This is a genomic window from Saccharomonospora iraqiensis subsp. iraqiensis, from assembly GCF_000430445.1.
Classification (GTDB): Bacteria; Actinomycetota; Actinomycetes; order Mycobacteriales; family Pseudonocardiaceae; genus Saccharomonospora; species Saccharomonospora iraqiensis.
In genome coordinates this window covers 5,552-18,008 of record NZ_KE387057.1, presented here as the reverse complement: position 1 = coordinate 18,008, position 12,457 = coordinate 5,552, and the positions used below count along the sequence as shown (strand labels likewise).

7 protein-coding genes and 1 pseudogene are annotated in these 12,457 nt (G+C 65.9%); all 8 read left to right on the top strand.

Annotation, left to right across the window (positions count from 1 at the left end; genetic code table 11):
* On the top strand, positions 1-181 hold a 181-nt coding region (locus ACTIR_RS25205; RefSeq protein ID WP_154663665.1), incomplete at its 5' end, for a DAK2 domain-containing protein.
* Entirely contained in the window at positions 178-648 is a 471-nt protein-coding gene (locus ACTIR_RS0104605; protein ID WP_026453393.1) for a ribose-5-phosphate isomerase, read from the top strand. The genes ACTIR_RS25205 and ACTIR_RS0104605, both read left to right, overlap by 4 nt.
* A 202-nt stretch (positions 649-850) precedes the next feature.
* Entirely contained in the window at positions 851-3,868 is a 3,018-nt protein-coding gene (locus tag ACTIR_RS0104600; protein ID WP_154663663.1) for a hypothetical protein, read from the top strand.
* Positions 3,869-3,908: 40 nt separating this feature from the next.
* On the top strand, positions 3,909-8,627 hold the full coding sequence (locus ACTIR_RS0104595; RefSeq protein WP_026453391.1) for a DEAD/DEAH box helicase: 4,719 nt from the start codon (positions 3,909-3,911) through the stop codon (positions 8,625-8,627).
* Complete coding sequence (locus ACTIR_RS25200; protein ID WP_084789317.1) at positions 8,624-10,018, top strand: sigma-70 family RNA polymerase sigma factor; 1,395 nt, start codon at positions 8,624-8,626, stop codon at positions 10,016-10,018. Before ACTIR_RS0104595 ends, ACTIR_RS25200 begins: the two co-directional genes overlap by 4 nt.
* Positions 10,019-10,385: 367 nt before the next feature.
* Positions 10,386-10,949, top strand: a complete 564-nt coding sequence (locus ACTIR_RS0104585; RefSeq protein WP_026453390.1) for a MarR family winged helix-turn-helix transcriptional regulator — start codon at positions 10,386-10,388, stop codon at positions 10,947-10,949.
* A 116-nt stretch (positions 10,950-11,065) separates the two neighbouring features.
* Positions 11,066-12,265 (top strand): homogentisate 1,2-dioxygenase, encoded by a 1,200-nt coding sequence (locus ACTIR_RS0104580; protein ID WP_026453389.1) that lies wholly within the window; start codon positions 11,066-11,068, stop codon positions 12,263-12,265.
* Positions 12,262-12,457 (top strand): annotated as a pseudogene (locus ACTIR_RS26265) (hypothetical protein); the annotation flags it as partial. The gene ACTIR_RS0104580 and the pseudogene ACTIR_RS26265, both read left to right, overlap by 4 nt.

Sequence of the window (12,457 nt, the reverse complement as noted above, 5' to 3'; positions counted from 1 at the left end):
CTCCGCCCGCGCCGCGCGGGAGGCGGCCGAGGCCACGGCCGAGCTCACCCCCCGGACGGGACGGGCCCGGCCGCTGGCCGAACGCAGCCTCGGAACCCCCGACCCGGGAGCGACGTCCCTGGGCCTCGTCCTCGACCGGGTCGGAAAAATCCTCGCCGGAACGAAGGAGGCAAGCCAGTGAGCGAGCAGACACCGCTGCGGATCGTGGTCGGCTCCGACGACGCGGGACTGTCCTACAAGGACGCCCTGAAACAGGACCTGGCGGCGGACCCCCGGGTGGCGCACGTGGTCGACGTCGGAGTGGGGGCCGACGAACACACGGCCTACCCGCACGTGGCGGTCACCGCCGCCCGCAGGGTCGCCGACGGCGAGGCCGACCGGGCCCTGCTGGTGTGCGGCACGGGCCTGGGCGTGGCGATCAGCGCGAACAAGGTGCCCGGCATTCGCGCGGTCACCGCCCACGACAGCTACTCGGTGCAGCGTTCGGTGCTGAGCAACGACGCCCAGGTGCTGTGCGTGGGCGAACGGGTGATCGGGTTGGAACTGGCCCGGAAACTCGTCTCGGAGTGGCTCGGCCACCGCTTCGACGCGGCCTCCCCCTCGGCGGAGAAGGTCGCCGCCATCACCGGCTACGAACCGGTGCGGTGACCGGCTGTCTTCCGGATCAGAGACGACAACACGCTGGAACCTCCTGATCACCTTGTTGGACGTCATTGCCCATCTCCGGTGGAAATCGGGGACGGCAACCCTGTCGTGACTCATCGACGATCTGACAACGATCATGTCTCGGCTCCCCATACTCCCATCCTTCTGACATAGAAAGAACATGTCATGCGAAGGAATGGAAACCATGCTCACGACAGCCTCTGAGGAGCACCGAGGCGCGCGGCGCGCACTCGCACCAGCGCCCCCACCGGTCCGGACCGTCGGGGCCTTCGAACTGCTCGAAGACAGCGAACAGCGATGGAAACGGGATCCAGTAGCGGCACTGCGCTGCGATGACGCGATCGACTCGCCCCATCGCCGAGCGCTGGTCCTGCGCGCACTACGTGCCTACGACCAGCTGCGGTGCACCGAGGCACCACGTTCCGACCCACTCACCGTATTCCGGCGATGGCCGATCTGCACGCTGGTCGCCCTCACCGAATTCGCCGCCGCACACGTCGTGGCGGAAACACTGCTCACCGAGCTCCGAAAATTCATCACGAACCGGTCCGCTAATACGAAAACAAGTCCACCGAGCGCGAAGACATGGCTTCGCGGGTGGACGGAATGCTGGTCCCACCTCGTCAACGAGCTCGGGAACGTGGGCCGGCTAACCGATGTGGCAGGCTCGATCCCGCACGAGATCGCGGGACTCCCCCTTTTGCTCTCGGTCTCGGGAATCACCGACCGTGACCGTGATGCCACACCACCCGCCCTGGCTCTCGATGTCGAGCGGAGCGTGGTCACGGTCCGCGAAGCGGAAGAGATTACGACGGTGTGGCTGTTCAACGGCGATGTGCGCGGCGAGACCCACGGGACACAGGTCATCACGGCGCCCACCGCTTCGATCGAGTGTCGCACCTTAACCGGACACACCTATCAGCTACCGGTCGTTCCCTGGGACGATCCGCTACTGGTCTTCGCCCCCGACGGCACACTGCTGCCCGGGAACCGACTCGAGCACGACGAGCTGTGGTTGCTGCACCCGGAGCCACTGCCGGAGGAAGCCTTCCTCGGTGAACGGCGTGTCTTGGAACAGGCACCATCCCCGCCAGGTTGGCAAGGGTGGTGGTTGGCCAGGGTAGCGCTCGACCGGACCACCGCGATCCGTTCCGTCCGTCTGGAGGAACCGGGGCAGATCGGCGACTGGCGACACGTCCACGAGACAGCACCTGCGGTGACCTTCGAGTTCGGCACACCGCTGCGCGGGTTGACCGACCGCGACGGCAACCCCGTGTACGGGGACCTGCCGGAGGTCATGGTCGACAGCGAGCGGAAAGGCTGGACTGTTGACGTCTGTTGCGAAGGTGAGCCGCCGATGTCAGCCGTGGCCGACTCCGCCCACGACGTCTCTGGGGTGTTGGCGGACCTCCTTCCGAGGCCGGGACTCGGGCGTTTCCGTGTCCGGCTGACCGGCTCCGACGGCACGGTTGTCACCGAAGCGTTCACCCTCGCCGAAGGGCTGTCGGTGGCGATCGACTCCAATCGCCGAGTCCGTCTGTTCGCTGAGGACGGAACGCTGGTCGGTGCGAACATCCGGCTGAGCACTCCCCGCGAACTCGACGCACCTCCGGCGGTGCATCTACCACGTGCGTGGACGCATACCGAGATTACTGTGCGGACCGTCGAGGGCGAAGATGCGGAACTGCCACTCGTGGTCAGCCTGCCCTACGCCGCAGTGCGCACGCGGATCAGCGGCGAATCCGGCGAATGGGCGATCAACCCGGTATCGCTCTCCACCGCTGACCTGCATGCGGACGCCGAACTTGACCTTCATCTACCGGATGCGGTCCGGGAAGAGTTCCCGACGCCCAGCATCACCGTACGGGACGACCACGGGGCCCTCGTCCAGGAACTGTGGGGAACCCGAACCAAACAAACCATCCGGTACCGGTTGAAGCGACTACTCGACGATGCACGCACCCGTGATTCCCTGACGCTGTGGCTGGACCTGCCGGGAAAACCGGCACGGATCGCCACGGTGATCACCCCACCGCCGGCTACCGACATTGAGACCGACGGCACCTCGCTGCACCTGCTCGGCCGCTCCCAGGATCCCGCAGTAGTCACCGTCCACGCCGTTTACGCGCCATGGGAGCCGCCGCAGGTAACATCTGTTTCCGAGGACGAGGACAGCGTCGTGTTGTCTCCGTGGCTGAACCATGCCGGGTCGCTGGATGTCACCGTCCTACCGGTCGGAGTCGCCCCTCCGGACGGATGGCCGTACCGGGGGAAGCTCCCCACCACGGGAATCGCCCGTCGGGTCGGCACCGTCACTGGTGTTCCCACCCTTGAGGAGCCGTCCGCGCAGCACATCGCCCGCTACCTGGCGGGAGAGGATTCCCTACCGACCGAACCTGAGGCGCTCCCGTTGCTGTGGGTCTGTGCCGCACGCGCCGATCGCTCACCCGGAAGTCCCCTGCACCGTGCCACCGCCCAGGAGTGCGCGACACACCTCGGCCATACACCACTGCGCTCTCTGCACGCCGCAGGGAAAGCGGGCCTGTGTGCGGACGAACTGGTCGGCACGTTGATCCGTTCCGGTCTGGCAGCGCACCCATTCCGGGAGGTCAAGACACCGCGTGATGTCGTCCCGCTGTGGGAGCACGCGCCATTGGCAGCATTGCTGTTGAGCAGTCCGCTACTGCCGTATCTCGCCGACAATCCGCTGTGGGATCTTCAGGAACTCACCCGGGACGAGCAGGAACTGCTCGACGTTGTGTCCCGACGGTGCACTCCCGCCACACTCGAGACCCTGTCTGGACGGCGGCCACCGGACGTCTCGGGATCGTCCGTATTCGTCAACACCCCTGACACGACGGACATCGATCATACCACCGCGCTCCGATCCCTGGACAGTAACGCGCTGGCCGACGAACTCGACCAGGTACGGGAGTTCGCGTCGGTATCCGGCCGAGAGTGGGTGGTCGAGTTGGTCGATGCTCGCCGTTCCCGGGGCGATGGCTACGTCGTGCCGGCGCTCTCGGTCGCCCTGGCACTCGTGGCCCGGCTCGCCGCGCAGGGAGACCGTGCCGCAGCGCTGGTGGACCGTCAGATGCGGTGTAGCTGGACGGAGGTCGCCCTCGCCAACCCCGACCTCACCACCGCGGATCTCACTTACGCGGAAGTTCTCGTCTCCGCCCACACCGCACGGACTGTCTGATCCACGTCCTGCCGAATCCTCTCTGGAAGAGAAACGCACGATGACCTTCGACCCGCTTGCCGCAAGTACCCAGCTCGACGAAGGCTACCGACGCTATCTCCGCTCGCTGCTTTCCCTACGCGACCCGGCATTGGCCGACGCCCTGGAGCGCGCGATCGACAACAGTCCGACACTCATCAAAGGGCCTCTGCTCGAGGCCACTCCGGCCTACGCCCCCGGAGCCAGCCTGGCCGACCTCGTGCAGGAAGGTGTCCTCAGCCGCCAACTGTTGTCGTTCGCGAGTCCGGCTCTCCCCGCGGACCGGCCGCTCTACCGGCACCAGGAACAGGCGATTCGCAAAGCGGTGGCGGGACGCAACATTGTCGTGGCCACGGGAACCGGGTCGGGCAAGACGGAGAGCTTCCTTGTTCCCGTGCTGGAGCACCTCGCCAGGGAGCGGGCGAACGGCAGGCTCGGCCCGGGGGTTCGGGCGCTGCTGCTGTATCCGATGAACGCACTGGCCAACGATCAGCTGAAGCGGCTGCGGCGAATACTCGCCGACATCAGCGATATCACATTCGGTCGTTACACCGGCGAGACGGAGGAGACCCCGGACCGGGCCGAGGAGAAGTTCCACCAACTCAACCCGGGTGAACCACGCCTTGACAACGAACTGCTCAGCAGACGGGAGATGCGGCGCGAGCCGCCTCACCTGCTGCTGACCAATTACGCCATGCTGGAATACCTGCTGCTGCGACCGCAGGACATGGATCTGTTCGACGGCCCGCACGCCGGGACGTGGAGCCACATCATTCTGGACGAGGCGCACGTCTACGACGGTGCCAAAGGCGCGGAGCTGGCGATGCTGTTGCGCAGGCTCATTGACCGTGTCGGGAACGAGAACAGCATCCGGGCCATCGCGACCAGCGCGACCGTCGGCTCGGACCGGGATCCCGAAGCGGTCACCCAATTCGCGAGCTCCCTGTTCAACCTTCCCTTCGAGTGGAAGACCTCCGACACCGCCGCGCAGGATGTTGTCAGCGCGACGGTACAGACCCATCCGGTCGAGACGACGTGGGGACCGCTGCCCGCTTCCCGGTACGCCGAACTGGCCGAGAGCAGTGACCCAGCCGCCAGCGTGTTGGAGGCGGCACGGGCGCACGGCTGGACCACCCGCGGGGAGACCGAGACGCCGGCGGACGCGGCTACCGTTCTGCGTGCCGAGGAACGCCTGCGAACCCTGCACAATCTGCTCACGAACGGACCACGCGCACTGACCGACCTCATCACCGCGCTGTTCGGGGAGGATCCGGTCGACGACACCACGGCACGAGAAGCTCTGACAAACCTGGTCACGCTCGCCAATCGGGTCCGCGGTGCCGACGACTCGCCGGTGCTGTCGAGCCGGTACCATCTGTTCGCCCGAGCCAGTGAAGGGGCGTTCAGCTGTCTGGGCAGCGACGGGCCACACCTGAGTTTGAGCAGGCATGAGAAATGCCAGCGATGTTCCCGTGTGGTATTCGAACTCGGTGGGTGCCGCCGCTGCGGCACCGTGCACCTACACGGCGCATTTGACACCTCCGGCACCGTCGTCCGCCACGTACCGTACCGGTCGGGGATCGACCGTCGGCACGCATGGCTGCTGCTGGAGGACGCGCACTTCGACGGCGTGGTCGCCGAAGATGAGGACGACGCCCTGTTCTCCGATGAAAAAGCGGCAGGGATCAGCCGTCGATACCTGTGCACCACCTGTGGGGCTCTGCATGAGCAGGCGCCGGCACACTGTGCCCACGAGGACTGTTCCGGCACCGAGTTCCGCGCCGTACAACAACTCGACCCCAGCACAGACACGTTGAACTCGTGTGTGCTGTGCGGAGCCGTCGGCCCCGGTACGGTACGGCTGTTCGAGAGCGGCAATGAGGCCGCCGTCTCGGTCCTCGGCACATCGCTCTACCAGACGCTACCTCCCGGCCAGGGAGATTCCGTGGACCTTCCGGGCCAGGGACGCAAGCTGCTGTTCTTCAGCGACAGCAGGCAGATGGCCGCCTACTTTGCCCCGTACCTTCAAGAGACCCACGGCCGGCTGACGCGCCGTCGTCTGATCCTGCAGGGTCTGCATCGACACGCCGATGCGGAGGACGGTGAGCCCGCCACGATCGAGGACCTCATCGACAGTACGGCAAAGATCGCGAAGCGCGCGCGGGTCTTCGATGAGGACACGTCCGGGAGAGCTCGCACCCGCGAGGTGTCGCGGTGGGTGATGCAGGAGGTCATCAGCTTCGACGAGCGTCAGTCACTCGAAGGAACCGGTCTCTTACGGATGGAACTGGCTCGCAAGGCGCACTGGGCACCGCCTCAAAGCTTGACCGGGTTCGGTCTCGAGCCGCAGGAGTGCTGGGACCTGCTGCAGGAACTCGTCCGGACGCTGCGCAGGCAAGGGGCACTCGACATGCCCGAGGACGTCGAGGCGTCGCACGACGCCTTCCGGCCTCGCCGTGGACCCATCTACATGCGTGGTTCCGGGTCCGAAAAGAAGAAGAAGGTGCTGAGCTGGCTCCCGGACGCCGCGAGTAACACCCGTACCGACTACGTGAAGCGAATACTCCAGCAGCTCGACGCTCGGGTCGACACCAGGGAGGTTCTCGATAAGCTGTGGAACGAGCTCGACCCGACCCAGCCCGGCGACGGGCCACACAGCTGGCTGTCCTCCCAGGCCGTCTCCAAACACGGCATCGTTCGGCAGATCAACCACCGCAAGGTACGGCTGCGTCCGGTCGCCGAAGGGGAAGCACTGTTCCGGTGCGATCGGTGTCGTCGTATCACCGCCGTGTCGGTGCGGGGCGTCTGCCCGACCTACCGCTGTGACGGAGAGCTGCGATCGTGGCACCGCCCCGTACTCAGTGACGAGGGCAATCATTACCGGCTTCTCTACCTCGACTCGCTCCCTGTGCCGATGAAGGTGCGCGAGCACACCGCCCAGTGGACGAGTGAGAAGGCTGCCGAAATCCAAGGGGAATTCGTACGGGGCGAAGTCAACGCACTGTCGTGTTCCACAACGTTCGAACTCGGTGTCGATGTCGGCGAGCTGCAGGCCGTGGTGCTGCGCAACATGCCCCCGACGACGGCGAACTACGTCCAACGCGCCGGGCGTGCCGGACGTCGCTCCGATGCGGCCGCGTTGGTCCTGACATTCGCGCAACGCCGCTCCCATGACCTCTCCCGGTTCGCCGACCCAGCGACCATGATCTCCGGTGAGACACGGCCCCCGGTCGTTCCACTGGAGAACGTCCGGATTGACCGGCGGCACGCACACTCGGTGGCATTGGCCGCATTCTTTCGCACGATGAAGGCCGAACGCCACCAGACATGGACGACGGCGGGGGACTTCTTTCTCCGCCCGGACCCGGCACCGTCCGATTATGTCCTCCCATGCGAGTTGGTCCGCTCGTTCCTCGCGCCCGTACCCGACGACGTGCAGGCCAGCCTGGATGCCGTCCTTCCCCCTGCTGTCGCCAAAGCGATGGAAGTCGAGAACGACGGCTGGGTGGACGAACTGGTGAACCTGCTCGAGAAAGCCCGCGCGCAGTTGGAACACGACGTCACAGCGTTCGAGGCACGCAAGGCCGAGGCCACGCGCGAAGAAAACTTCGCGCTCGCCGGTCAGTGCAAGAGAGTACTGGCAACCTTGCGGAAGCAACCCCTCATCAATTTCCTGGCCAACCACAACGTGCTTCCCAAGTACGGATTCCCTGTCGATACGGTGGAGCTCCGGACCAGCACCGTGAGTAACGAAGGAGCACAGCTGGAGCTGACCCGTGACCTCAGTATGGCGATCAGTGAGTACGCTCCCGGGTCTCAAGTGGTCGCGGGCGGGAAGCGCTGGACTTCCGGTGGGGTTTACCGACTACCCGGACGCGGATTGGTCACGCGATACTACGTCACCTGCGAAAAGTGCGGTCACTATCGCGAAGATGTCGACACTCCGGACGTCGAATGCCCCTCATGCAAGAGGGGGGCCAGGCGGGCCGCGCTCCAATACGCCGAACCCACCTACGGCTTCGTCGCCTGCTCCAGTGACGCACAAGGTGCCGCCGAACCACCACGTCGGGCAGGGTCGATCGCGAAGTACCTCGTCGACACCCAGGCCGATCTCCGGCAGGGCCTCACCCACTTCCCGACAGGTGGGATTTTACGGTGGCGAGCCGGTGCCCGTGGCTTGTTCGTGGTCATCAACGAGGGCCCACAGCGACGGGGCTTCTACCTCTGTCAGACCTGCGGCTGGGGAACGCCCGCAAATAAAAAAATCCCTCGTGAACACCAACATCTGCTGAACCGGCAAACATGCAAGGGCACGCTGGTCCGGCAATCTCTGGCGCATCGTTACGAAACCGACTTCGTGGAGGTACGGATCGACGGCCTGGCCGCTCTTGCCCCGGCCGCGAATTACCGGTCCGCGGTATACGCGTTGCTGGAAGGAGCTTCGACCGCGTTGGAGATCAGCCGCGACGACATCGACGGCACCGTGCACCGAGGCTCGGATGGCAGGCCGTCGCTGGTGCTCTTCGACACCACCCCCGGCGGCGCGGGCAACGCGCTACGCATCGCCGACGCCTTGGACACGGTGGTGCCCGCCGCGATGGCACGGGTCGCCGGGTGTGAGTGCGGCGAGGAAACGAGCTGCTACGGCTGTCTGCGTGGGTTCTCCAATGACCGCTACCACGAGGAACTGTCCCGCCATGCCGCCATGGAGTTGCTCGAAGACCTGGTACCGAGGCCATGACACCGCAGCCGCCGACCATGAGCTCAGCCGACAACGCTACACAAACCGATCACACCGGTGGCTCCACCCTGCGCCAATCGCCGCTGGAGCTGGCGTTCAGCGCACTGCTCCGGGGAGCCGGAGGACAGCGTGTCACATTCTACGCTGTCTCCGAAGTCCTTCAGGAATACGCGGTGCCGAAAGGAGAGATTCCGCTGCTGTTGCGGCGGCTCCTCGGGTCCGGGGTTCCGCTGGTCGCGGGACTGGCCGAGCTGGCGGGGCCAGCCGAGAACGCGGAGTCGGCATGTTCCGACACACCGGCACCGGTATCGCCCCGGAAATCGGGTGGGCCGGAACACCTCCGCGCCGACATCGGCATCGGCGACCTACACGGCGACGAAACGCTGGACACTTCCGGTATCCGACTCGCCCACCTCGGTCTCGGAGACTACTCTTCGGGCAGCGGACGACCGGAAAGGCAACCGTGGGACATACAATTCAGCGTCCAACTCGTAGAAGATGCTGAGGAATGTTCCACCACGCTCGATATCGCGAGGCTGCATCACTCCCAGATATCGAAGACCACACTACTGACTGCCAATGAGGAGATCGAACTGGCGCAGACTATCGAGGCCGGACTTTACGCAGAGGAGAAACTATGCGCCGAGTTTCCCTCTGACAGAGCTGATCTTCAATATATAGCCCAGGAAGGCCGCAAGGCGTTCCGGCGCATGATCACGGCCAATCTGCGTCTGGTGTCCTCCATCGCATGGCGTTATTACCACCAGGGACTCGACGAGCTCGATATCCTGCAGGAAGGCACTCTGGGGCTCATCCGAGCCGTGCAGAAGTTCAACTACCGGACCGGAAACAAGCTCTCTACCTATGCGTCGTGGTGGATCAAACAAGCGATCACCCGTGCACTCGCCGACCAGACCCGGACGATCCGGCTTCCCGTCCACGTCGTCGAGGTCGTCAACAAGGTGCGCAAGGCCGAATCAGACCTTTGCCAATCCGAGGAACGACCCGCTGCCGAGGAGGTCGCGAAGCGGGCGAGCGTCGCACCGGAAAAAGTTCGGGAGATCCGTGAATTGCCACACACGTTATCCCTCACCACAGTCGTCGAATCGCTGGATGAGGCCCAACTCACGAACCTCTCCGAGCGATACCTGCCCACCACGGAGCCCGATCTGTTCGGTCTGCATCCGGACGACATCAAACCTGCCATGCGGAGCCTGCCCGACCGCGAACGCTACGTGCTCGAGCGGCGCCACGGTTTCGTGGGAGACCCGGACACGCTCGAGACGATCGGCGCCGAACTCGGTGTCACCCGGGAGCGGGTCCGGCAGCTCGAGAAGAAGGCGAAAGACAAGCTCGAACTCCACCTTCGGAACCTCGTCACCATCAAGTAGTCCGACATTAACTACTGGCTCGGTTACCAACCTTCCCAGCGACGACCCGGACACCGCCGAGGTGCGGGCGCTGCGTCCACCCGCCGACCGGAACCTCACCGCCACACTGCTGCGGATCGCCCGCGCCGTGGCGTGCGGCTTCCGCGACGAGATCGTTCGGAGAAGCCGGTGTGCTGAACGGGCCCGCTGCCGCATCCGAGGCGTCGTGGCCGCTGCCAGTGCACAGGCTGTGGATGTGATCGAGGCGCGCCAGACCTGACAGCGTTAACACGCTTATAGTAATCGTGTTAACGCTAACCGCTGCGGTGGCCACCTCACGTCGATATGGTTCATGCTTTAACTATCCGACCCCCTTAAGGTGTGGAGCATGGCGGCGCACGAACCCGGGGAGCCCGGACAGGGCGGTCCTTCCGACGACGAGCTGGACTTCTGGTCGTTCGTCGAGCTGGCCAACCGCAGGCTGTACCGCGAGTACGGGTTCCGCCACCAGCTCGCCACGCAGCTGCTGCTCACCCTGAACCGGGCCTCCAACATCGTCACCTACGACCTGGAGGCCTCGATCCACCGGCCGCGCGGCCGGTCGTGGTCGGGGTTCCGGCTGCTGTTCGTCGTCTGGCTGGCCGGCCCGCTGGAGCCGAAGAAGGCCGCCGAACTGACCGGGATGAGCCGGGCCGCGGTGTCCAATCTGACCAAGACCCTGGTCGCCGACGGGTTGCTGGAGCGCGACCCCGGCACGCGCGACGGACGGTCGGTGCTGCTTTCGCTCACCGACGCCGGGCACGAGGAGATGGTGACGGTTTTCGGCGAGCAGAACGAGCGGGAACGCGACTGGGTCGACGTGCTCTCCGCCGAGGAACAGCGCATCCTGGTGATGCTGCTGGACAAGCTGGTCTCCGGCCGCGAGGACTTCGACGTCCGGGGTCGCACCTGACCCTGCGGGCGAGCGACGCGCCCTTGACCCGAAGGTAGTAAATGGTTTAACTATATGGGCAGGTCCCCCGCGACCGCGGCCTTCCTCGGCCCGCCACCGACAGCAAGGAGGCAGTCATGGCGTACTACCGCCGGGTCGGAAACGTGCCCCCGAAACGGCACACCCAGCACCGCACGGACGACGGCGGCCTCTACTACGAGGAGCTGATGGGCGAGGAGGGCTTCTCCTCCGACTCGTCGCTGCTCTACCACCGCGAGATCCCGTCGGCGATCGTGGACTCGCAGGTGTGGGAGCCGCCGGACACCACGACCACCCCGAACCACCCGCTCAAGCCGCGCCACCTGAAACTGCACGACCTCTTCGACGCACGCGGCGCCGCCGACACCGACGTCGTCACCGGACGCCGCCTCGTGCTCGGCAACGGCGATGTGCGGATCTCCTACGTCGTGGCGGGCAAGGACTCCCCGCTCTACCGCAACGCGCTCGGCGACGAGGTCGTCTACGTCGAGTCCGGTGCCGCCACGGTGGAGACCGTGTTCGGCGCGTTGGAGGCCGGCGCGGGCGACTACGTGATCATCCCGACCTCCACCACGCACCGCTGGCTGCCGCACGGCGGGGAACCGCTGCGGGCCTACGCGATCGAGGCGAACAGCCACATCGCCCCACCGAAGCGCTACCTGTCCCGCTACGGGCAGCTGCTGGAGCACGCGCCGTACTGCGAGCGGGACCTGCACGGGCCCGACGAGCCGCTGCTGGCCGAGGGCACCGACGTCGAGGTCTACGTCAAGCACCACGCCGGCGGCAGGATCGTGGGCACCCGGATGGTGTATCCGACGCATCCGTTCGACGTCGTCGGCTGGGACGGCTGCCTGTACCCGTACCGGTTCAGCATCCACGACTTCGAGCCCATCACCGGCCGGGTGCACCAGCCGCCGCCCGTGCACCAGGTGTTCGAGGGCCACAACTTCGTGGTGTGCAACTTCGTGCCGCGCAAGGTGGACTACCACCCGCTGGCCATCCCGGTGCCCTACTACCACTCCAATGTGGACTCCGACGAGGTCATGTTCTACTGCGGCGGCGACTACAGCGCCCGCAAGGGGTCCGGGATCGACCAGGGCTCGATCTCGGTGCACCCCGGCGGCTACTCGCACGGCCCGCAGCCGGGCGCGTACGAACGCAGCATCGGCGTGCAGTCGGTCGACGAGCTCGCCGTCATGGTGGACACCTTCCGCCCGCTCGAACTCGGCGAGGGCGGCCTGGCGTGCGAGGACCCCGGTTACGCCTGGACCTGGTCGGGACGGGGGCCGGGGCAGTGAGCGCACCGGAGCCGATCCCCGCCTTCGCCCGGGGTCTGTGTGACGACGCGGCGGTGTTCCCACCGGGGCTGGCGCCGCTGTCCGAGGCCGTGCCCGCGCACCGGACGCATCGTGCGGGCGGCTACCGCGACCTCGTCGGGCCGCTGGTACTCGCCGAGCCGATGCTGTCCGACCTGGTGCCGCTGCTCGACG

Bases quoted from the DNA above. Each gene is read 5' to 3' on its own strand.
- ACTIR_RS0104600 (WP_154663663.1), top strand. From the start codon at position 851: ATGCTCACGACAGCCTCTGAGGAGCACCGAGGCGCGCGGCGCGCACTC.
- ACTIR_RS0104595 (WP_026453391.1), top strand. From the start codon at position 3,909: ATGACCTTCGACCCGCTTGCCGCAAGTACCCAGCTCGACGAAGGCTAC.
- ACTIR_RS25200 (WP_084789317.1), top strand. From the start codon at position 8,624: ATGACACCGCAGCCGCCGACCATGAGCTCAGCCGACAACGCTACACAA.
- ACTIR_RS0104585 (WP_026453390.1), top strand. From the start codon at position 10,386: ATGGCGGCGCACGAACCCGGGGAGCCCGGACAGGGCGGTCCTTCCGAC.
- ACTIR_RS0104580 (WP_026453389.1), top strand. From the start codon at position 11,066: ATGGCGTACTACCGCCGGGTCGGAAACGTGCCCCCGAAACGGCACACC.